The organism is Sphingobium sp. PNB, from assembly GCF_019873065.1.
In the GTDB taxonomy this organism is placed as follows: Bacteria; Pseudomonadota; Alphaproteobacteria; order Sphingomonadales; family Sphingomonadaceae; genus Sphingobium; species Sphingobium fuliginis.
The window spans coordinates 1-20,420 of record NZ_JAINEZ010000088.1; the positions used below are offsets into that span (position 1 = coordinate 1).

General features: G+C 64.4%; 25 protein-coding genes and 1 pseudogene. 6 read left to right on the forward strand and 20 right to left on the reverse strand.

Features of this window, described 5'->3' with window-relative positions:
• Nucleotides 1-125: 125 nt before the first annotated feature.
• The 9 genes from K7W03_RS21930 to alr form a co-directional block, all read right to left on the reverse strand.
• Nucleotides 126-1,133, reverse strand: coding sequence for a class 1 fructose-bisphosphatase (locus K7W03_RS21930; protein ID WP_044662631.1), 1,008 nt, complete (start codon nucleotides 1,131-1,133; stop codon nucleotides 126-128).
• Nucleotides 1,134-1,267: 134 nt separating this feature from the next.
• Nucleotides 1,268-2,107 (reverse strand): shikimate 5-dehydrogenase, encoded by an 840-nt coding sequence (locus K7W03_RS21935; RefSeq protein ID WP_222887304.1) that lies wholly within the window; start codon nucleotides 2,105-2,107, stop codon nucleotides 1,268-1,270.
• Between the two features lie 104 nt (nucleotides 2,108-2,211).
• Nucleotides 2,212-3,558 (reverse strand): PepSY-associated TM helix domain-containing protein, encoded by a 1,347-nt coding sequence (locus K7W03_RS21940; protein WP_222887305.1) that lies wholly within the window; start codon nucleotides 3,556-3,558, stop codon nucleotides 2,212-2,214.
• Nucleotides 3,555-4,139, reverse strand: coding sequence for a hypothetical protein (locus K7W03_RS21945; RefSeq protein ID WP_222887306.1), 585 nt, complete (start codon nucleotides 4,137-4,139; stop codon nucleotides 3,555-3,557). Before K7W03_RS21945 ends, K7W03_RS21940 begins: the two co-directional genes overlap by 4 nt.
• Before the next feature lie 2 nt (nucleotides 4,140-4,141).
• Complete coding sequence (locus K7W03_RS27945) at nucleotides 4,142-5,005, reverse strand: TonB-dependent siderophore receptor (RefSeq protein WP_319024332.1); 864 nt, start codon at nucleotides 5,003-5,005, stop codon at nucleotides 4,142-4,144.
• A 78-nt stretch (nucleotides 5,006-5,083) separates the two neighbouring features.
• Nucleotides 5,084-6,241, reverse strand: a complete 1,158-nt coding sequence (locus K7W03_RS27950; RefSeq protein ID WP_226870393.1) for a TonB-dependent siderophore receptor — start codon at nucleotides 6,239-6,241, stop codon at nucleotides 5,084-5,086.
• A gap of 170 nt (nucleotides 6,242-6,411) precedes the next feature.
• Nucleotides 6,412-6,762 carry a RidA family protein gene (locus K7W03_RS21955; protein WP_222887307.1) on the reverse strand — a complete coding sequence of 117 codons (351 nt, stop codon included), beginning with the start codon at nucleotides 6,760-6,762 and terminating at the stop codon, nucleotides 6,412-6,414.
• A gap of 19 nt (nucleotides 6,763-6,781) precedes the next feature.
• Nucleotides 6,782-8,035: a D-amino acid dehydrogenase gene (locus K7W03_RS21960; protein WP_222887308.1), complete on the reverse strand. Its 1,254-nt coding sequence runs from the start codon at nucleotides 8,033-8,035 to the stop codon at nucleotides 6,782-6,784.
• Complete coding sequence (alr, locus tag K7W03_RS21965; protein WP_222887309.1) at nucleotides 8,032-9,174, reverse strand: alanine racemase; 1,143 nt, start codon at nucleotides 9,172-9,174, stop codon at nucleotides 8,032-8,034. The genes K7W03_RS21960 and alr overlap by 4 nt, the downstream gene beginning before the upstream one ends.
• A gap of 117 nt (nucleotides 9,175-9,291) precedes the next feature.
• Here alr and K7W03_RS21970 point away from each other — a divergent pair, with 117 nt between their 5' ends.
• Nucleotides 9,292-9,762 carry an Lrp/AsnC family transcriptional regulator gene (locus K7W03_RS21970; protein WP_025550230.1) on the forward strand — a complete coding sequence of 157 codons (471 nt, stop codon included), beginning with the start codon at nucleotides 9,292-9,294 and terminating at the stop codon, nucleotides 9,760-9,762.
• Here the strand turns inward: K7W03_RS21970 and K7W03_RS21975 are convergent.
• The 5 genes from K7W03_RS21975 to K7W03_RS21995 all read right to left on the reverse strand — a co-directional run bounded on the left by K7W03_RS21975 (nucleotide 9,759) and on the right by K7W03_RS21995 (nucleotide 14,218).
• Nucleotides 9,759-10,520, reverse strand: coding sequence for a TIGR02186 family protein (locus K7W03_RS21975; RefSeq protein ID WP_025550228.1), 762 nt, complete (start codon nucleotides 10,518-10,520; stop codon nucleotides 9,759-9,761). The genes K7W03_RS21970 and K7W03_RS21975 overlap by 4 nt on opposite strands.
• On the reverse strand, nucleotides 10,517-11,431 hold the full coding sequence (locus K7W03_RS21980) for a sulfite exporter TauE/SafE family protein (RefSeq protein ID WP_025550226.1): 915 nt from the start codon (nucleotides 11,429-11,431) through the stop codon (nucleotides 10,517-10,519). Before K7W03_RS21980 ends, K7W03_RS21975 begins: the two co-directional genes overlap by 4 nt.
• A 49-nt stretch (nucleotides 11,432-11,480) precedes the next feature.
• Nucleotides 11,481-12,536 carry a hypothetical protein gene (locus tag K7W03_RS21985; RefSeq protein WP_222887310.1) on the reverse strand — a complete coding sequence of 352 codons (1,056 nt, stop codon included), beginning with the start codon at nucleotides 12,534-12,536 and terminating at the stop codon, nucleotides 11,481-11,483.
• Nucleotides 12,533-13,921 carry a glycosyl transferase family protein gene (locus tag K7W03_RS21990; RefSeq protein ID WP_222887314.1) on the reverse strand — a complete coding sequence of 463 codons (1,389 nt, stop codon included), beginning with the start codon at nucleotides 13,919-13,921 and terminating at the stop codon, nucleotides 12,533-12,535. The genes K7W03_RS21985 and K7W03_RS21990 overlap by 4 nt, the downstream gene beginning before the upstream one ends.
• A 75-nt stretch (nucleotides 13,922-13,996) precedes the next feature.
• Nucleotides 13,997-14,218: a hypothetical protein gene (locus K7W03_RS21995; protein ID WP_222887311.1), complete on the reverse strand. Its 222-nt coding sequence runs from the start codon at nucleotides 14,216-14,218 to the stop codon at nucleotides 13,997-13,999.
• Nucleotides 14,219-14,311: 93 nt separating this feature from the next.
• Between K7W03_RS21995 and K7W03_RS22000 the strand changes: the two genes are divergently transcribed.
• Nucleotides 14,312-14,491 (forward strand): hypothetical protein, encoded by a 180-nt coding sequence (locus K7W03_RS22000; protein WP_025550220.1) that lies wholly within the window; start codon nucleotides 14,312-14,314, stop codon nucleotides 14,489-14,491.
• Here K7W03_RS22000 and K7W03_RS22005 read toward each other — a convergent pair.
• On the reverse strand, nucleotides 14,488-14,886 hold the full coding sequence (locus tag K7W03_RS22005; protein WP_044662623.1) for a low affinity iron permease family protein: 399 nt from the start codon (nucleotides 14,884-14,886) through the stop codon (nucleotides 14,488-14,490). The two genes, K7W03_RS22000 and K7W03_RS22005, sit on opposite strands and share 4 nt — an antisense overlap.
• Before the next feature lie 70 nt (nucleotides 14,887-14,956).
• On the opposite strand from K7W03_RS22005, the gene K7W03_RS22010 reads away from it, so the two are divergent.
• From K7W03_RS22010 to K7W03_RS22025, 4 genes are all read left to right on the forward strand, one after another.
• Nucleotides 14,957-15,289, forward strand: a complete 333-nt coding sequence (locus tag K7W03_RS22010; RefSeq protein ID WP_222887312.1) for a hypothetical protein — start codon at nucleotides 14,957-14,959, stop codon at nucleotides 15,287-15,289.
• A 140-nt stretch (nucleotides 15,290-15,429) separates the two neighbouring features.
• A complete protein-coding gene (gene sucC / locus K7W03_RS22015; protein WP_044662622.1) occupies nucleotides 15,430-16,629 on the forward strand; it encodes an ADP-forming succinate--CoA ligase subunit beta in 1,200 nt (399 codons plus the stop codon).
• Nucleotides 16,630-16,754: 125 nt separating this feature from the next.
• On the forward strand, nucleotides 16,755-17,504 hold the full coding sequence (locus K7W03_RS22020; RefSeq protein WP_025550216.1) for an electron transfer flavoprotein subunit beta/FixA family protein: 750 nt from the start codon (nucleotides 16,755-16,757) through the stop codon (nucleotides 17,502-17,504).
• Nucleotides 17,501-18,433, forward strand: coding sequence for an electron transfer flavoprotein subunit alpha/FixB family protein (locus K7W03_RS22025; RefSeq protein WP_222887313.1), 933 nt, complete (start codon nucleotides 17,501-17,503; stop codon nucleotides 18,431-18,433). The genes K7W03_RS22020 and K7W03_RS22025 overlap by 4 nt, the downstream gene beginning before the upstream one ends.
• A 57-nt stretch (nucleotides 18,434-18,490) precedes the next feature.
• On the opposite strand, the gene K7W03_RS22030 is transcribed toward K7W03_RS22025, so the two are convergent.
• The 5 genes and pseudogenes from K7W03_RS22030 to K7W03_RS22050 all read right to left on the reverse strand — a co-directional run.
• Complete coding sequence (locus tag K7W03_RS22030; RefSeq protein ID WP_048577913.1) at nucleotides 18,491-18,835, reverse strand: glycine zipper 2TM domain-containing protein; 345 nt, start codon at nucleotides 18,833-18,835, stop codon at nucleotides 18,491-18,493.
• Between the two features lie 171 nt (nucleotides 18,836-19,006).
• Nucleotides 19,007-19,225: a hypothetical protein gene (locus tag K7W03_RS22035; RefSeq protein ID WP_025550213.1), complete on the reverse strand. Its 219-nt coding sequence runs from the start codon at nucleotides 19,223-19,225 to the stop codon at nucleotides 19,007-19,009.
• Nucleotides 19,226-19,353: 128 nt separating this feature from the next.
• Nucleotides 19,354-19,530, reverse strand: a complete 177-nt coding sequence (locus K7W03_RS22040; RefSeq protein WP_165363300.1) for a hypothetical protein — start codon at nucleotides 19,528-19,530, stop codon at nucleotides 19,354-19,356.
• Between the two features lie 62 nt (nucleotides 19,531-19,592).
• A complete protein-coding gene (locus tag K7W03_RS22045) occupies nucleotides 19,593-19,805 on the reverse strand; it encodes a cold-shock protein (protein ID WP_007684722.1) in 213 nt (70 codons plus the stop codon).
• A gap of 170 nt (nucleotides 19,806-19,975) precedes the next feature.
• Nucleotides 19,976-20,420, reverse strand: a pseudogene (locus tag K7W03_RS22050) (hypothetical protein); the annotation flags it as partial.

Below are 20,420 nucleotides of genomic sequence, written 5' to 3' on the forward strand. Positions count from 1 at the left end.
CAACGGCTAAGTCAGAAGCTCGCTACGCTCGCGCCCACCCCTAACCCCTCCCGTTTACGGGAGGGGAAGGTCTTGGATTGGCCAAAACAGGACATGCCTCCAGGCCGCGCCTGTGCGTCGGGATTCTATTCCTCGCGCCCATAGGCGACCACGGTTTCCACCTCGGCCTTGTCGCCCAGCACGACGCCGACGCGCTGGTGCAGTCCGGTTGCCTTGACGTCCATGATCCGCTGATAGCCGTTGCTGGCCGCGCCGCCCGCCTGCTCGACCAGGAAGGACATGGGGTTCGCCTCATACATCAGCCGCAGCCGGGCCTTGTCGGCGTAGCGGTGATCGGCGGGATAGAGGAAGATGCCCCCCCGCTTCAGGATGCGATGCACATCCGCCACCATCGAAGCGGTCCAGCGCATGTTGTAATCCTTGCCCAGCGGCCCTTCGGTGCCCTGGATGCGTTCCTCTATGTAGCGCGCGATGCCGGGCGACCATTGCCGCCGACGCGCCATGTTGATGGCGAATTCGGCATTGCCCTGAGGCATCCGCATCGGTCCATCCGTCATCCGCCAGGAGCCGATTTCCCGGTCCAGCGTGAATTCATAGACGCCCGTTCCGATGGTCAGCACCAGCAGCGTCTGCGGTCCGTAGATCGCATAGCCCGCCGCCACCTGCTGCGTGCCCGGCTGAAGGAAATCCTGTTCCGTCACCTCACGGCCCGAACATTCCTCCGGCGCCTTCAGCACGGAGAAGATGGTGCCCACGCTCAGGTCGACATCGATATTGCTGGACCCGTCGATCGGATCGAACAGCAGCAGATATTCGCCCTTGGGGTAGCGATTGGGGATGCGATGGATCGTTTCCATCTCCTCCGAAGCCATGGCGGCCAGATGTCCGCCCCATTCATTGGCGTCCAGCAGCAGTTCGTTGGCGATGACGTCCAGCTTCTTCTGGACCTCCCCCTGCACATTCTCGCTACCCAGGCTGCCCAGCACTTCGCCCAGCGCACCCTTGGACACGCTGTGGCTGATCGTCTTGCAGGTGCGCGCAACGGTTTCGATCAGCAGGCGCAATTGCGGCGGGATGGCATTGGCCTCGCGCTGCTGCTCGATCAGGAAGCGGGTGAGGGTGACGGACTGCATAGGCGGTTTACTCGCTCAAGAGAATATGGCGCGCCGAACGCACGCCATGCATGGAACCAGGGAATGCCGTAGCGGCCAGACAGGCGTCGGAAAAGCGCCAATTCGTGACGCCCCTGTGACGAAGGACGACCCGTTCACGCTTCGAGACTGGCCGCGACCTCTGGCCCATGCGCGAATAGCGTGGCATCCCGCACCTGTTCCGGCGTCGGCCGGATGCCGGTATAGAGCGCGAATTGCTCGACGGCCTGCAGCACAATGACCTCCCCGCCGGAGATGATCGCCTTCCCCGCCGCCCGTGCGGCGCGGACGAACGGCGTCTCCACCGGCTGCGCCACGACGTCGAAGGCGATGTCGCTGGCGGCGATGAAGTCGGCCGGAAAGGCCAGCGCCTCGCTATCCGGCCCCTCCATTCCAAGCGGCGTCACATTGACGAGCAGGGGCGCGCCCGTATCGGGCAGGACCGGCTGCCATGCATAGCCATATTGTTCCGCCAGCGCCCGGCCCGCCGCCTCGTTGCGGGCGACGATGGTGCCCTTGTCGAAGCCCGCGTCCCGCAGCGCTGCCGCAACGGCCTTCGCCATGCCACCGCTGCCGCGCAGCAGAAAGGGCTGGGGGCTTGCGATCCGCCGCTCCAGAAGGCCGCGGACCGCCACGAAATCCGTATTGTAGCCGGTGAGGACGCCCCCGTCATTGACGATGGTGTTCACGCTGTCGATGATCCGCGCCGATTCCTCCAGCCGGTCGACAAGCGGGATCACGGCTTCCTTGAAGGGCATGGAGATGGCGCATCCCCGGATGCCCAATGCCCTGATGCCGCCGACGGCCGCGGGCAGGTCCGTCGTGCTGAAAGACTTGTAAACATAGTCCAGTCCCAGCAGTTCGTAGAGCCGGTTGTGCAGGCGCGATCCCGCATTGCCGGGCCGTCCGGACAGGGACATGCACAAGCGGGTATCCCGCCCAATGGGTGGTTTCATAAGCTGATGGTCTCCTCGCGCATGGCCTAGACAGCCACCGGCATGGGATCAATGACGAGAGCGACCATCCATGCCCTTTGTCCGCCGGATCGGCGCAGGAGCGCTTATCCTCCCAGCACCGCCGGCACCAGCGCCGCGACGCAGATGCCCAGGCTCCATTGCAGGGCACGCCGCACGCGGTACCGTTCCGGCAAGGCGGTGCTCAGGACCACCAGCACCGCCAGCGAAAGCCAGAAGATCGTCTTGAACGGCGCCGCATTGCCGATCCACAGCCGTGCCAGCAGCGTCAGGGCCAGGGCCAGTCCCGAACCCCAGACGATCGCGTTCCACCCGTTGCGCAAGCGGGGTTGCCGGTAGCCGCGCCGCTCCCGCTTGCCGAGCCAGATCGAAGTGCCCGTCGCGATCACCACGCAAAGCGCTCCACCCAGCAGCAGATAGGCGATCTTCACCGGCAGTCCGCCATAATTGCCGAAATGCAGATTATAGGCCGACGCCGCCACCTGCTGTCCCGTCGCGCCGTCCGCCAGGCCGACCGTCCCCAGAAAGCGCCCGGCCTGATCGAAATTATAGGTCTCGCCGTAGACCAGCCGTCGCTGCGGCAGGGCAAGCACCTGTAGCTGCTGCCCCGCGGTTCCCGGTTCGTGCATGAAGACGTAGATCGGACGCGCCTCCGGAAAGCGGGCGGTCATCGTCTGCAACGCGGCGGCCACGTCCGCCAACGGGGCGGGCTTGGCATTCGGCTTGCCCTCAGCGCCGAAGATCGGCGCATAGGCCGCCTCCATGTCGCCCTTGTAGAAGCCTTGCGCCAATCCATAGACGTTGATCGATCCCAGGCCGATCATCGCGCCGGTCAGGGCGATCGCCAGCGCGAAGGGCGGGGTCCACACTCCCAGCCTGTTATGCCAGTCCGCCAGCCCAAGGCCACCCCGGTCCCGCGCCCGCAGGCGGAAGGCATCGCGGAAGATGCGGGGATGGGCGATCAGGCCGGTCAATGACAGGGCGATGGTCATCACCCCCAGCCCGCCTACGATCGTCAGGCCGACCATGCCGGGAATGTTCAGCGTATAGTGCAGGTTCAGCAGGAATTCGGACCATCCGTTCAACTCCTTCGCGACCACCCGTCCCTGATCGTCGACATGCACCGCCTGATGGTCGGTGGTGACGGTCGTGCGCGGCAGCGCGTCGGTCGGCAGATGGACGTAGAGATGCTCGGTCGCTTTCCGGTCCTTCTCGCTTGCCAGCACGGAAGCCACGGCGCGTTGCACCGCATCGGGCGCGATCCGCTGCATTTCCGGAGCATCGGGCCGCTCGGCGCGTTGCCATTCCTCGTAGAACACCGTCACCGTGCCGGTCAGGCAGACGATATAGAGCAATGCGCTTGCCAGCAGGCCGATGGCGGCATGGGCGGACAGGCCCCGTTGGACCAGCGTTTTGGACAGGCCAAGGTTCATGGCCGGACCATCCACAGCATGACCAGACCCAGCAGGGCAGGGGCCGTCAGCAGTCCCATTTGCCGCCGCCGTTGCGGCCAGAGCAGGATCAGCATGGCCAGCACCGCCCAGAGCAGCGGCATCAGGAACAGCATCAGCACATTGCCGTCGGCCTCATGCGCGCCCAGCGCTCCGGCCGTGCCCCGCGCCGCCAGTCCCAGGATCAGCGCCACCAGCATCGCACCCGGCACGCTGAGCAGAAAGCTGACCATCCGCCCGCCGATGCGCAACGGCTCCTGTCCTTCCGGCAGCATATGGGCGCGGCGGTTGGAGGCGCCGGTCTTGCCGGGTGGCGCGGTCGCGGCGGCAAGGGCCAGGCAGCAGAAGGCCATTGTCAGCGCGGCCAGCGTCACCATGGCAACGCCCCAGGCGCCGGCTCCCGCCATTCCCATCGCCAGGGCAAAGGCGAGCAGCCCCCAGGCAGCAGCGTTGAGCGGAGCCGATCGTAGCGCCCTGCCCCATGAGAAGCGCAGCAGGCACACCGCCGCCGCCGCCAAAAGCGCGCTGGTCCAGAGCAGAAGGGAAGGCTGGTTCACCATCATCCTCAATAATCGAAGCGCAACGTGCCCATCACGCTGCGGGGGGCCGCGTAAAAGGCCTGCCCCCACATCAGGCTGCCCAGATATTTGCTGTCCGTCACATTACGCACATTGATGCTGGCGGTCAGCCGGTCGATGGGCTTGATGCTGGCCATCAGGTCCAGCACCGCATAATCCTTCTGCCGGATGTCGCGGCCGACCGTGCTGTCGAGGGTGCTGATGTCGCTCTGCCACCGGAACTGTGCGCCCAGCTTCAGGTCGCGCCACTCGGGAATATGATAGGTGCTGGCAAGTTTCAGCGACTGACGCGGCAGGTAGGTGCGGGCGCGGTTCCCGGCCTGATCCTCGATCTTGAGGCCCGTATAGCCGCCGCTTACCGACCAGCGGTCCGTCACGCGGCCGGTCAGCTCGATCTCGAAACCCTTGGCCGTGGTGTCGACGCCCGCATAATAGACGTCGCCCACCTGCCCCGGATCGCCCGCGCCGAACACGCCGGCCTGCTCCGCGAGGTTCTTCTGCTTCGCGCGGAAGAGCGAGGCGCTGGCATAGAGCCGCTTGTCGAACCATTCGCTCTTGATGCCGCCCTCCATGCTGCTGCCCTTGGCAGGATCGAGCCGGCGATTGGTGATGTCGACCTTGTCCTGCGGATTGAAGATGTCGGTGTAGCTGGCATAGAAGCTGATGTTGGACGTGGCGTCGAACACCAGGCCCAGATAGGGGCTGACCGCGCTGTTCTTGCGATACTGGTCCGTGCCGTAGGATGCGCCGGTAGTCTTGAGCCAGAAGGCGCTGGCGCCGACGACCGCCTTCAGCCTGTCGGCCAGATTGGCGTGCAGCGCGCCATAGGCCCGCGTCAGCCGGTCCGTCACCTCTTCCTCCAGGCTTTCCTGCGTGAAGTCGGGTTCGATCAGCGTGGTGCGGTTGAACGCCCATTGGGCAACAGCGGGTTAGGCGACGGCAGCCAGCCCGCTTTGCTCATATTCGCGGCCGTCGGTCCTGCCGGTGGAGAGACCGAAGGCGAGTTGATGCTCGCGCCCGAACAGCGTCACTGGGCCGGAAGCGTAGAAATCGCCCAGATACTGGTCGGAGGGGGAGCGATATTTGCCCGCCATCCCCGTCACGCCGACGCCCGTCGCCGCATCGGGATAGCCATAGGCGTAAAGCAGTTCCGCCCCCGAACTGCGATGATTATAGGTGAAGCGGCCGCGGGCGTTCCAGCCATTGCCGAAAGCATAGGCCAGTTCCGCCCACGCGCTTTCGTCGCTGACGTTCCAATAGGTCCAGTCGGCCGAAGTGCTGGCCGAACGCGGATAGGCGATCCGATCGCCATTATCGTCGAGCAGCGGCAGCGCGCCCCACAACACGCCGTCCGCGTCATTGTCCTGCCGGGTATAGCCGGCCGACGCCCTTAATTGCGGCGTGATCTCCCAATCCAGGATCGCGCCATAGACGTTGCGGTCGACATGATTGTAGCGGAGGTGGCTGTCCCTGTCCTCATGGGCGAAGATCAGCCGTGCCGACAGCGTGCCCGACTCATTCAACGGGCCCGAAATATCGGCTTCCACGCGGCGGTCGTCCCAGCTTCCCAGCATGGCGGAGAGGGAGGCCCGCAATTCCCTGGTCGGCTTTTTGCGGACATAGTTGATCGTGGCGGACGGATTGCCGACCCCGGTCATGATTGCATTGGCGCCGCGAACCGCCTCGACATTCTCGAACAGGATGGTGTCGAGGTCCCCGAACTGGATGCCCCAGCGCAAAGGCAGGCCGATGCCGTCCACCTGGAAATTGGTGATGTCGAACCCCCGCGAATTATAATAGGTCCGGTCGGTCTCCACCCGCTCCACATTGATGCCGACCATCTGGGTCAGCAGGTCGTTCACATTGGTCAGCGCGAAATCCTGGATCCGTTCGCGGTCGACGACGGTGATCGACTGGGGCGTTTCGCGCAGCGTCAGGGCAAGGCCGGTGGCCGATGCGTTCTCATCCGTGACCGTGCCCGTGACGACGATATTGTCTGCCTCCGCCAGCACGTCGGCCTGGGCGGGCGACGCCCAGCAAGCGGCAAGGACAGGGGTGAGCAGAACGGAACGGAAAGCGATGGACATGCGGACGGACCCTTTTTCTTGCCGGGCGTAACCGGCAAAAAGGGCCTTATTGCTCATAATAATGCAAGTCAATCGCAATAAATATATGAATATAAGTCGTGCGTCTCTTTTTCAGACGACGCTTTGGGTGGAATGCCGTGCCTTGCTGCACGGCATTCTACCCGCACGATTCACTTCACCCTGGCGGCGGTCACGATGATCTCGACCTTGTAATCGGGGCTGGCGAGCTTCGCCTCGCCCGTGGCGCGGGCGGGTGCTTCGGCATCCGCGATCCACGCATCCCACACCGCGTTCATCTCGGCAAAGTCGTTCATGTCCGCCAGCCAGATCTGCGCCCTCAGCATATGGTTCCTGCTGCTGCCCGTGCGTTCCAGCAGGGCGTCGATCTCAGCCAGCACGGCCCGGGTCTGCGCCGTGACGCTCTCGCCGGGGGCGCCGATCTGCCCCGCCAGATAGACGGTGTCGCCATGAATGACGGCCTCGCTCATGCGCGGGCCGCGATCGATGCGGGTGATGGTCATGGGAAAGGCTCCTTTTCGGTTATGAATAGCGGCTGATCGCAAGATCGGCGGTTTCGATCCGGGGCCTGCCCCCGCCGATGATGTCCGCGATCACATGCCCCGACCCACAGGCCATGGTCCACCCCAATGTGCCATGCCCGGTGTTGAGGAAGAGGTTCGGGACTTTCGTCGCCCCGATGACCGGCGTGCTGTCCGGCGTCATCGGCCGCAGCCCGGACCAGAAGCTGGCGCCGCCCAGATCGCCTGCGCCGGGAAAGAGCGAACCCACCGAATATTCCAGCGTATCACGCCGCGCCCTGGGCAGCCCTTTGGAATAGCCCGACAGTTCCGCCATGCCGCCCACACGAATACGGTCGCCCAGCCGCGTGATCGCAACCTTGTAGCTTTCGTCGAGCAGGGTCGACACCGGCGCCCTTGCCTCATCGACGATCGGAACGGTGATCGAATAGCCCTTCACCGGATAGACCGGCAGCCTGATCCCCAGCGGGGCCAGCAGCAGCGGGGAATAGCTGCCCGTCGCAACAAGATAGGCGTCGGCCACGACACGGCCCCTGTCGGTTTCGACATGGCTGACCTTTCCATTGTCGACGGCGATCCTTCCGATGGTCCGTCCGTTGAGGAAGGTCACGCCCTTCGCCTTCGCCATGTCGGCCAGCGCGTTGGTGAATTTGAAGCAGTCGCCGGTTTCGTCATTGGGAAGCCGCAGGCCCCCGGCCAGAGGCACGCCGCTGCCTGCCAGCCCCGGTTCCGCCGCGATGCAGCCTACCGCATCCAGCACTTCGAAAGGCACTCCGTCCGCCTTCAGCACGGCGATGTCCTTCGCGATGCCGTCAAGCTGCTTCTGCTCGCGGAAAAGCTGCAAGGTGCCTCGCGACCGCTCGTCATAGGCGATGCCGGTTTCGCGCCGCAGGTCGATCAGCCGGTCACGGCTATATTCGGCCAGGCGCACCATCCGGCTCTTGTTGATGGCATAGGCGCGTTCGTTGCAATTGCCCAGCATCGCCACCATCCAGCGTAGCATGGCCATGTCCATCCGCGGCCGCAGGATCAGCGGGGCGTGCTTCATGAACAGCCAGCGCAGCGCCTTCATCGGTATCCCCGGCGCAGCCCAGGGGGAGGCATAGCCGGGCGAGATTTCTCCAGCGTTGGCGAAGCTGGTTTCCAGCGCCGGCCCGTCCTGCCGGTCGATCACCGTCACTTCATGCCCGGCCTGTGCCAGATACCAGGCGGATGTGACGCCGATGACGCCGCTGCCCAGAATGGCGACCCTCATATGGCGACTTTCATGGCGTGATGCTCCGCTTGTGCCGGATCGCGGCCACCCCGTACGGAGCGGTGATAGCGATGCCCGAGCTGTGTCAGTATTTCATAGGCGATGGTGCCGGCGTCGGCGGCAACCTGGTCCACGGTCTGATGAGGCCCCAAAAGTTCCACCAGGGCGCCAGGATAGAGGAGCACATCGGGCACGTCGGTCACGTCCAGCGTGATGCTGTCCATCGAAACCCGTCCCGCTATCGGCGCGCGATGGCCGTCGATATAGGCGGAGCCGCCGTTGCTCAGGTGGCGAGACCAGCCATCGGCATAGCCCAAGGCGATCGTCGCGATCTGCGTCGGCCGCTCGCAACGGTGGGTGAGGCCATAGCCGACGGCAGCGCCCGCCGGGATGTTCCGCAACTGGATGATCCGCGCGTCCAGCGAGACCACCGGCCGCATCTCCCGGCGCTCGCCCTGCGGCGCTCCGCCATACAGGGCGATCCCGGCGCGGACGATGTCGAAATGATCGGCGGGCAGGAAGCTTCCGCCGCTATTGTCCAGCGAGCGCGGCACGCCGGGGAAATTCATGCTGAATGCATCGAATTTCCGGCGTTGCATCGCGTTGGAGGGGGCATCGGGATCGTCGGCGCAGGCGAGGTGGCTCATCAGCAGGCGAAGGTCCACGCCCTCCAATCTTTCCCGCTGGGCAAGCAGAATGGCGACCTCCTCGGGCGGAAGGCCGAGCCTCGACATGCCGCTGTCCACCTGCAACGCAGCGGGCAGGGTCCGCTCCAGCGTGCGTGCCGTCCTGGCCCAGCGCCCGATCTGGTCGAGCGAGTTCAGGACCGGAATGGCGCCGATGGCTGCGCACTCGCCTTCCGCGCCTGGTTGCAGGCCGTTGAGGATGAACAGCGCCATTCCATCGCTCAGAATGGGTCGGAGCGCCATGGCTTCGCTGAGATGCGCGACGAAGAAGTGTCGGCACCCGGCGCCGATCAAGCTGCGCGCGACGAGGTTCGCGCCCAGGCCGTAACCGTCCGCCTTGACCACGCCGGCGACGGTGGCAGGGGCGACCTGCCGCTGAATCGTGCGGTAGTTTTCGACCAGTGCATCAAGGTCGATGCGAAGCACGGCTCCGGCGGTATCGATGGACTGCATATGTGCCCCCTTTTGAAGGGAGGGTAACGCGGCGCTCGGTAAAAATGCTCTCAAATGACCGCAGGATCGTCTAATGTGACGGGATAATTGAACGATCCTTCGCAGGGAATGGAAAAAATGGCAGAATCGCTGGATGCCGTGGACCGCTCGATCATCCGCCTGCTGCGGCTCAATGCGCGGCGTCCCAATTCGGAGATCGCGGCGGAGATCGGCCTGTCCCCATCGGCCTGTCACCGGCGCATCCGGATGCTGGAGGATGCCGGCGTGATCCGCGGTTATACCATCGTGACCGCACCGATGGAAAAGGAGGGCCGCGCCGTCGATGTCCTTGTGCAGGTGACGCTCGACCGGCAGACGGAGGATTATCTCGCCCGTTTCGAACATGCCGTGCGGCAATGTCCTGAAATCCGCGAATGTTTCCTGATGACTGGTGGCGTTGACTATTGGCTGCGCGTCGAGACCGAGAGCGTGGCCGCCTATGAAGCGATCCACAGCGAAATCCTCTCCCGCATGCCGGGCGTTACCCGGATCAACAGCAGCATCGCCATGCGCGATGCGCTGCGGCCCAGGAAAGCGGCGCGGCGCTAAACCCGCCTGGCGATTGCGCCTGCCGCCCATCCCATGCCAACGGCCAGCATCATCGCGACCAGACCATAGGCGAAGGGCCATTGTTCCGCCGCGACGGCCATGAAGCGTTCGAAGCCCGACTTGCGGACGGTGATGTCGCGCACGGCGGCGGCCACCACGCGGCCATCCTGCACGAGGAAGGTTTCCGCCGTATAGTCGCCGACGATCACACGCGCCGAAAGCGGCAGCCGCGCCCGATAGAGCACGCCGTCGGTGATCTCCACCGTTCCCGGCCGCTCGACATAGAGCCCGGCCCGTTCCCTGAGGTCGATCAGCCCCTTCTGGAACCGGTCCAGCTCCGCGCTGTCGTTGAGCGAGGAAGGCGAGAGCTGGAGCTTGTCCACGCCCATTTCATAGATCGCCGCCGTTCGCTCATCGACCACCTTGTCGACAGGTCGGGACGATGCGATGGCGTAGAAGCTGGGCGCTGACCGGAAGCGCGCGCTGTCGGCATTGACCCAGATGCCGGCCACCTTCTGCTTTTCGCGCATCGTGATCGACTGGTCCGGACCCTTCAGCACGACCATGATGTCCGGCGGCTTGCTGGGCCGACGCCCGTCGGGATAGACGATGGCGCCGAACAGCAGCAGGTCAGCGCCGGTGAAGCTATATTGTATTTCCACCTCGCGCTGGGACACGTCAGGCACCAGCATCGGTTCGTCCGCCGCCGTCAGCAGCAGCAGGGCCGGCGGCAGGGCCAGAAGCGCCCGCCGCCTCACCGGATCTCCACCGTGTAGATTTCGTCGGGCCGAAAGCCCAGCCCCAGCGCCATGCGTGCCGCCACCAGCAGCACGATCGCGGCAAGCAGGATGCGCAGATATTCCGGCCGGATCGTCATCGAAAGGCGCGTTCCCACCTGCGCTCCGGTGACGCTGCCGATCAGCAGCAGCAGGGCCAGCACCAGGTCGACCGCATGGGTCGTCATGGCGTGCATCATCGTCGTCGCCATGGTGACGAACAATATCTGGAACAGCGACGTGCCGACGACGGACTGGGTCGTCATGCCCAGCAGGTAGAGCATCGCCGGAACCAGGATGAAGCCGCCGCCGACCCCCAGCAACATGGTGAGGATGCCCGTCGCCATGCCCAGCAGCAGCGGCGCCAGCGGGGAAATATACAGCCCGGACCGATAGAAGCGCCACCGCATCGGCATGGCCGCCACCAGCGGATGGTGCCGCCTTTTGCGGGCCTGAATCTTCCGCCCGGTCTTGAGCGCGATCAGCGCCTGGATGGACTCCTTCGCCATCAGCGATCCGATGCCGCCCAACATCAGCACGTAGAGGATGCCGATCACCGTGTCGATCTGGCCAATGGCCTGAAGCAGGCGGAAGATCAGCACGCCGAGGCCGGCGCCCACCACGCCGCCGGCGATCAGCACGCCGCCCATGCGGAAATCGACCGTTCCGCGCGACATATGGGTGACGACCCCCGATACGCTGGCGCCCGTCACCTGGCTCGCCGCCGAAGCGGCCGCGACGGTCGGCGGAATGCCGTAGAAGATCAGCAACGGCGTCGTCAGAAATCCGCCGCCTACCCCGAACATGCCGGAGAGCAGGCCCACCACGCCGCCCAGGGCGATGATGACCAGCGCATTCACCGACAGGTTGGCGATGGGCAGATAGAGATCCATGCGCTTCCTGGGTTAAGCGCAATATGCGGAGAGATAAAGGCGCTCCCGCTTAAAAATCAGCGCCTAGCGTAACGGCCGGGCCGGACGGCGGTGCCGCGCGCCCCGCAATCCGTTCCCGCCATTCGATGCTCAGCCTTGCGCTCACCGGCCTGAGCGGCAGGCGGACCTGCAATTCCGGCCCGATGTCCAGCCGCTCGACCTGCGGCTGCGCGCCGCCGGAAAGGCTCGCGCCGATCCGCATGGGCGAATGGCCTAGCGGCGACAGCAGCGACATCTTGCCATCGACGAACAGGTCGTGAGAGCGGAAGCCGACCATGCCGCCCTGGGCATAGGCTTCGACTTCCAGCGAGGGCGCCACCGGCGTCGGCCCGAAACCGCCTGCCGCCAGCACGGCATGGGCGTTGCGCCCGCCCTTGCCCAGTGCAATCCGTCGTTCCGCCGCGAAGCTGACCGGAATGGTGCGCGCCGGTTGCCATGCGATACCGAGCGCGCCTTCCGGAGATGCCGGTTCGTTCAGCGCGGCACTGGCTCGCGCATAGGCGGCCGCCCGGCTCGATGAGCGCGGGGTCAGGTCGAAATCGAGGCGTAGGCCCGCCTGCGATCCGCCCAGCCTGCCGCCCGTCACGGCATCGGCGCGGGTCGTGCTTCCGTCGCGCCAGAGCAGCCAGGCGCTGCCATGCCAGCGGGCGTCGCTTGCGGATGGCGTGGAAGCGAGGGGCAAGGCTGGCGCAGGATTGTTCGATGGAACGACGCGACCGCCACTCTGGTTCTGTGCTGCCGGCGCCGCCTTCTCTTCGACGGACAGGAAGGGGGCCGCGCTTGTCCTTCTCCCAAGGCGTCGAGAGTCCTTGAATATAGGACCCAGGATGGCGGCATGCTGGCGCTTTTGCGGCATTTCACCGAACCAGGCCGGTGCGTCATGCCCCGTCGCGGCTGCGGAGCCCTTCTTCTTCGAATAGGCGGTGGGGTGAAAACGCCCCTCGCCGTCAATTTCCCTCGCCATTTGGAGAAGATCACCCTCCGGACCTGCCAGACGGATCGCGACCCAACCCGCCATCACGAGGACGAAGAAGCGGAGCGGGCGCCCCGTGGCGGCTTCGCTCACCCCGGAAAATCCAGCTCGGGAAAGCGATGATGCGTCTTGTCCCAGGTCAGCGGCTTGCCGAACAGCGATTGAAGATACAGGAACATGGCGCGACGGGCGGCCATCATCGCGATGATGTTGGCGATCAGCGTGCGCGGTATCGCCCCCAGCCCGAAGGCCCAGCCATAAGCCATGCCCGAGAAAATCGCGCGCATCGCCATCCGCCAGCTCATGAAGCCGAAGTTGAGCCACAGCAGGGCTTCGACCACTGGCGTGGGTCTGGGCACGGGGAAGGCGCTGAACAGGCTCCCGGCAAGCAGCACGCCCCAGAGCAGCAGCGCCAGATAGGCGGTGAACAGGACGAAGGCGGAAAGCGCCGCACCCCGGTCCCGCATCCGCATCCACCATTCGGCGGGGCCGCCCTGCCAGCCCATGCGATCCCATCCGGCAAGCGAGATGCCGACCGTCCAGCGCGCCTTCTGCTTGACGGCATCCGTCAGATTGTCCGGGAAATATTCCTTGGTCGCGACAAGCTGGCCCTCACCGTCGCGCATGCGGACGAACACGCCGCGCCCGCCCATATTGCTGATACGCAGGCCGACCTCATAATCCTCGGTCAGCGAATCCGGATCGAACGGTCCGCCATTGGCCGGATTCACAAGCCTTTCCAGCATTTTCCGCTCGAATGCGCAGGCCACCCCGGCCGAGGGCATGGACGCACCCATGGCCTCGCGCACGGTCAGGAACTTTCCATGGCTTTCCGCGAACTCATCACAGTAATGATTGGCTATGGCCCTCGACCACCAGCCGCCCTGGCCGGGCAGGGGCAGGACCGGGAGCTGAACGAGCTGGAACCGATCCGTCATCAGGTCGAACAGCCTGATCTCGTCGCGATGGACGACATCTTCCGCATCGTGCAGGGCGATCGCCTTGAACCGGACCCCGGTGCGCTCTTCCTCCCGCAGCATGGCGCGCCAGACCACATTCAGGCAATCGGCTTTCGTACTTGGCCCATTTCGTTCGTTGATGCACAGGATCAACCGCGTTTCCCGGCCGGCCAAGGGCGTGAGAATATCCAATGTCGCCCGGTCATTGGGATAGGCGCCCACGAAGATCCGATAGTCCTGATCCCCCCAGTGGTTGAGCGCGTTGCGGAGCATCGGGCCGATCACATCGGCTTCCTGCCAGGCTGGGATGAAGATGGCGATGCGGCCGGGTTGCGGGGAGGCGGGCAGGGTGAGGGTCGTCATTCGTCGATGACGGGAATAGACAATCAGCTTGCGCCACAGCCTTCGGCACAGGAAGACTAGGTCTATGATGAAATCGTCCATGCCGCCGATCGCCAGCGCCACCACCGCGAACAGCAGAATTTCATGATGAACCCCCGCCAGATAAGCGAAGATCATTGCCTCCACGGATCGAGCTCCCCCTGTTCCCGACGATCGGATATGACAGCAAAGACTTGATTCTCAAACAAATAATCATTTCATGATCGTAATAATTTTTATTGATCCATAGTCTTCCCCAACAGTGGCTTTCAGGCCCTCGCTGCTCATGGAGAAGGCGAAGACCGCCATTCTCGCTGGCTTGCTGCTGCTTTGACCATTGTGGATTGCCTCCTTTTGGAAGGCGGCCCGCTTTTGAGGAGGGGGAATATCCGGCAGGCTGCTCTCCGCATGCGCCGGATGGAATCGCATGGCCATCGGGCCGATGCTATCGTGAACGCGCCGTAGAGCGACTCGCACAGGATGCGAACCCCAGCCAATCTCTTTCAGCGATCAGGTAGGAGGGTGAATATGAATGGGGAGATGGATGTCAACTATCTGCTGCACAGACAGCAAGTTGCATTGATCCGCGCGCAGATGAGCCGGTCGGTGAAGGGCCGGGAGGCCTATGAAGGCCTTGCGCGCGGCTATACCGATCAGATCGACGCCTATCGCCGTGAGAATGAAAGGCTGGTCGACCTGGCGCATTAGCGGCGTTCGATCAGCCGTTCTATCGACTCGCGGTGCGTTTCATTGTCGCCGCATTCCTTTTCCAGCACCGTCTTGATTTTCTCCAGTTCCGCTTCAGTCAGATGTTCGATGCCGATGAACTCGTTCCGCGCCGTCGATACGGCGCGGATCAGTTCGTCCATTTTCGCCTGTATGGCGGAGCCGTCGCGATTTTGCGCATTCTGGATCAGGAAGACCATCAGAAAGGTGACGATCGTCGTGCCTGTATTGATGATGAGCTGCCAGGTGTCGGAATAATGGAAGATCGGGCCGGTCACGATCCAGCCCAGGATCACCAGCGCGGCCAGGATGAAGGCGGCCGGCTGGCCCGACCAGCTTGCGATCCGGTGGGCAAAGGCCGTGAAAATCCTGTCCATCTCTCTTTTTCTCCCTTGGGCGCGGCCAGCATTTAGCCTCTGTTCAGACCATGCTTGCCATGAAGGAGGGATGACAACCATCCCCCTCCGTTCGCTGGCCTGCGGGCTGGGCGCTTCGCTCCTCCTCCTGTCCTGCGCGACGGTCTCGCCCGAATCGCGCCTTCGCACCGGGCTGATCGATGCGGGCATATCGCCCCGCATGGCCGGCTGCATGGCCGAAAGGATGGTCGATCGGCTGAGTCTGACGCAGCTCCGCAGGCTTCAGTCGCTGGCATCGCTCCGCAAGTCTCACATGGGGGACATGACGGTGGACCGGTTCCTCTTCAAGGTCCGCGCGCTGGAGGATCCGGAGATCTTTGCCGTGACCAGCAAGGCGGCGATCGTCTGCGCCATCGACGGCTGATTTCGCAATAAACAAGGCTTGCGCTTCGCAAAGGTTTTGCAATTTTGCAAAGTCATTTTGCGAAATTTGCTGGTGTTGCCCTTTTGCCTGTGCTTAGCCGCTGGACACAAGAGTTTCAGCGGAAAGGACGGGCGAGCCCCATGAACATCCACGAATATCAGGCGAAGGAACTGCTGGCGAAGTACGGCGCGCCGATCGCCGCCGGTTACGCCGCTTTCTCCGTCGATGAAGCGGTCGAAGCCGCCAAGAAGCTGCCCGGGCCGCTCTATGTCGTGAAGTCGCAGATCCACGCCGGTGGCCGCGGCAAGGGCAAGTTCAAGGAACTCGGTCCCGACGCGAAGGGCGGCGTCCGTCTGGCCTTCAACCTGGACGAGGTGAAGGCTCACGCCACCGACATGCTCGGCAACACGCTGGTGACGGTGCAGACCGGCGAAGCAGGCAAGCAGGTCAATCGCCTCTACATCACCGACGGGGCTGATATTGCGAAGGAATTCTACCTCGCCCTGCTCGTGGACCGTGCGACCGGCCGCGTGGCCTTCGTCGTGTCGACCGAAGGCGGCATGGACATCGAGGAAGTCGCGCATTCGACCCCGGAGAAAATCCACACCTTCGCCGTCGACCCGGCCACCGGCTTCATGCCGCATCATGGCCGGGCCGTTGCCGCCGCGCTGGAATTGACCGGTGACTTGGCCAAGCAGGCCGCCAAGGTCGCTTCATCGCTCTACGACGCTTTCCTGGCGACCGACGCGTCGCAGATCGAAATTAACCCGCTGGCCGTCACCGAGCAGGGCAACCTCCTCGTCCTCGACGCCAAGGTCGGCTTCGACGGTAACGCATTGTTCCGTCACAAGGACATCGTCGAACTGCGCGACCTGACCGAGGAAGATGCGGCGGAAGTCGAGGCTTCGGAATATGACCTCGCCTATATCAAGCTGGACGGCAATATCGGCTGCATGGTGAATGGCGCGGGCCTTGCCATGGCGACCATGGACATCATCAAGCTGAATGGCGAATTCCCGGCCAACTTCCTGGACGTCGGCGGCGGCGCTTCCAAGGAAAAGGTGACGGCGGCCTTCAAGATCATCCTGAAGGACCCGGCGGTGAAGGGCATTCTGGTCAACATCTTCGGCGGCATCATGAAGTGCGACATCATTGCCGACGGCATCGTCGCCGCCGCCAAGGATGTGAACCTGTCGGTTCCGCTGGTCGTCCGCCTGGAAGGCACGAACGTCCAGCAGGGCAAGGACATATTGGCCAAGTCGGGCCTGGCCATCGTCCCGGCGGACGATCTGGGCGACGCGGCCAAGAAGATCGTGGCGGAAGTGAGGAAGGCAGCCTGACGCAGCTTTTCGCCTGAACAAGACACCAAAGGGTGCGGGTGGTCCGGAGACGGGCTGCCCGCGCCCCTGCTTGCATTTGCCGTCGCATTTGTGGGCTTGGCGTGAATGAAGGAAGGATGTTGGAGATGAAGATCCTTGTGCCCGTGAAGCGGGTGATTGACTATAATGTTAAGCCTCGGGTGAAGGCGGATGGGACGGGCGTCGATCTGGCGAACGTCAAGATGAGCATGAACCCGTTCGACGAGATCGCGGTCGAGGAAGCCATTCGCCTGAAGGAGAAGGGCGTGGCGACCGAGGTGGTGGCGGTGTCGATCGGCGTTGCCAAGGCGCAGGAGACGCTGCGCACGGCGTTGGCCATGGGTGCCGACCGGGCGATCCTGATCCAGACCGACGATGAGGTCGAACCGCTGGGCGTGGCCAAGCTGCTCGCCAAGGTGCAGGAAGAGGAAGGCGCCGGCCTGATCATCCTGGGCAAGCAGGCGATCGATGACGACAGCAACCAGACCGGCCAGATGCTGGCGGCCCTGCTGGGTCTGCCGCAGGGCACCTTCGCCAGCAAGGTCGAGGTCGAAGGCGACAAGGTCAGCGTGACCCGCGAAGTCGACGGCGGTCTGGAGACGGTGAAGCTCAACGTCCCCGCCATCGTCACCACCGACCTGCGTCTCAACGAACCCCGCTATGCCTCGCTGCCCAACATCATGAAGGCGAAGAGCAAGCCGCTCGCGACCAAGGCGCCTGCCGATTACGGCGTGGACATTGCGCCGCGTCTGGAGACGATCAAGGTGTCCGAACCGGCCAAGCGTTCGGCCGGCGTGAAGGTGGCCGATGTCGATGAACTGGTCGCGAAGCTCAAGGCTCTGGGAGTTGCAGCATGACGAAGACGCTCGTTTGGGTTGAACATGAGGGCGGCGCGGTCAAGGACGCGACGCTTTCCGCCGTCACCGCTGCGTCGAAGCTGGGTGAAGTGCATCTGCTGGTTGCGGGGCAGGACGTCGGCGGCGTTGCCGCGGAAGCCGCCAGCATCGCGGGCGTGGGCAAGGTCCATGTCGCCGACGACGCCGCCTTCGGTCATGCGCTGGCCGAGAATGTAGCGCCGCTGGTCGTTGAGCTGATGAGCAATCATGATGCGTTCGTCGCGCCCGCCACCAGCAATGGCAAGAATATCGCGCCGCGCGTGGCGGCTTTGCTGGATGTCATGCAGATCAGCGACATTCTGTCGGTCGAGAGCGAGGATATGTTCACCCGGCCCATCTATGCCGGCAACGCCATCGCGACGGTGAAGTCGAAAGATGCCAAGAAGGTCATCACCGTTCGCGGCACCGCTTTCGAGAAGGCGGCCAAGGAAGGCGGCAACGGGACTGTCGAGGCGGTGGCTTCGACGGGTGACAAGGGCATTTCCTCCTTCGTTGGGGCCGAGATCGCCAAGCTGGAGCGTCCGGAGCTGACTTCGGCCAAGGTGATCGTGTCGGGGGGCCGTGCGCTCAAGGACGGCGAGACGTTCGAGGCGACGATCTTCCCGCTGGCGGACAAGCTGGGCGCGGCGGTCGGCGCGAGCCGCGCGGCGGTCGACGCGGGTTATGTGCCGAACGATTATCAGGTCGGGCAGACCGGCAAGATCGTGGCGCCGGAAGTCTATATTGCCGTGGGCATCTCCGGGGCGATCCAGCATCTGGCGGGGATGAAGGATTCCAAGACCATCATCGCCATCAACAAGGATGAAGATGCGCCGATCTTCCAGGTGGCGGACATCGGGCTGGTCGGCGACCTGTTCAAGGTCGTGCCGGAGCTGGTCGAAAAGCTGTAAGCCCTGTCTGAGTTCAGAAGGAGGGCGCGGGCCTTTGGGTCCGCGCCCTTTTTCGTTCTATTCGCAGCGGACGTCGTTCTTGTCGATGGCGCGGCCGGCGAGCGCGCCGCCGGCGCCGCCCAGGATGGTGCCCAGCGTCTTGGAGCCGCCGGGGGCGATGATGTTGCCCAATACGCCGCCCGCGATCGCGCCGACGATGGTGCCGGTGGTGCCGTCGTCGCGCTTGCAATAATAGCGGCCGTCATTGTCGCGGTAGATATAGTCGTTGTCGCCGATGGGCCGGCCGCCGGGGCGGTGGCCGTAGCTGGGGCGGTCGTAGCCGTAGCGGCCACCGTCACCGTCCGAAACGCAGGCCGTCAACGGCATTGCAAGCAGCGCCGCTGCCAATAGGGGGGTGCGCATTGTCCTTTTCTCCTGTGCTTTACCTGCTGGGGTGACAACCCTTGGGAAGAGAGGAAGTTGCGCGAAATAGTCTGCCCGCCGCGGCACCAAAAGGGGGGGAAAGGCAGCCGGGCGGGCAGTGATGCCAGCGGGGAGAGGGTGTTCACCGCTGGAAAGGAAAGGGTCGGGCCGTCAGGGCGTCACGGGCGCGGCGCCGGTGGTGCTGGCGGCGGGCGTGGCGAGGTTGGGACTGGTCACCGTGCTGTCGCTGTCGCGGCGCTGGTCGAGGTCCGACTTGGCCTGGTTGTAGCGGGCGACGAGGTCGTCCTTGAACTCTGTCAGCTTGCCTTCGTCATAGAGTTTCTTGCCGACATAGCCTGCGATCGCGCCGAAGATCAGGGTGCGGATCATGGGTGGGGGCTCCTTGTTCCGTGGGGAATTTGCAAGGATAACATTGGCGGCGCGGATCGGTTCCGGCGCGGTGCGGCAGGGCGAGCGGGGCCGGCGATGCGAAGAGTGGCAGGGCCGGCCGGGGCCGTTCAGTTGGTGGCGGCGGCGCGGCGGGCGCGGCTTTCGTCGACATATTCCTGTCGTCGGGCCATGACCAGAAAGGCGGCTTCGGAACGCAGGCAGCGCTGGCGGACATTGTCCAGGGTGGCGGCGTCGGCTTCGTTCCGGGCCTGACGGGCGAGGGCGCGGAAATCGGGGTTGGCCATGGGACGCTCCTTTCAAGAGTGGCGGGCGCCGCGTGGGCGGCGCCCGGCCTGTCAGCGGCGCATCATTGCGCGTGCTGGATATTCACCGCCGCCATCTTGCCGCGCTTGTCCTGCTCCAGATCGTAGGACACGCGGTCCTTTTCGCGCAGGGTGGCGAGACCGCCGCGCTCCACCGCGGAGATGTGGACGAAAGCGTCCGGGCTGCCGTCATCGGGAGCGATGAAGCCATAGCCCTTGTCGGCGTTGAAGAATTTGACGGTTCCGATGATGCTCATGGGGTATTTCCTTCTTTACGTGGGCGCGTCCCGTGTGGACGGGCCTTGCGCTAGAGGGGCAGGGAAAGAAGGAAGTTTGGTGCCGCAAAGCGCCGAAAGACCGTCGATTTGCGACTATAGCCTTCCCCATATAGGGGCATGGAGGCGGAATAGCAAATCGGCGGGTGCGATCATCCTGCTCCCGCCAGCGCGGCGAAGCCGAAAAAGGCGTCGCGGGCGCGGGCGGCGGCATGTTCATAGGGGCGGCGCTCCGCCTCCGCGCGCAGGGCCAGCGCCTGTTCCTCCGCCGTCGTCAGGTCGCGCTCATAGGCGTCGATGTCGTAGAGGGCGTCGCTTTCGTCGCCGTCGAAGCCAGGCGGCGCGGGATAGTCGGTGCGCCAGCCGTCCCTTTCCTCATCCCACCAGATGCCGCGCAGCCGGGCGGCGGCTTCGTCTGGCGGGAAGCTGGCGCGGTCGACCGGCGGAGCGGCCGGAATGGGCCGAAGTTCACACCGTCCATCGAGGGGGAAGAGCGGGGCCTTGCCGCCTTCGCCCAGCGCCAGGCGCGCGGCGACGAACAGCGCGGCGGAAGCGCCGGGGGACAAGGCGGCAAGGCCCCGCTCTTCCCCCTCGATG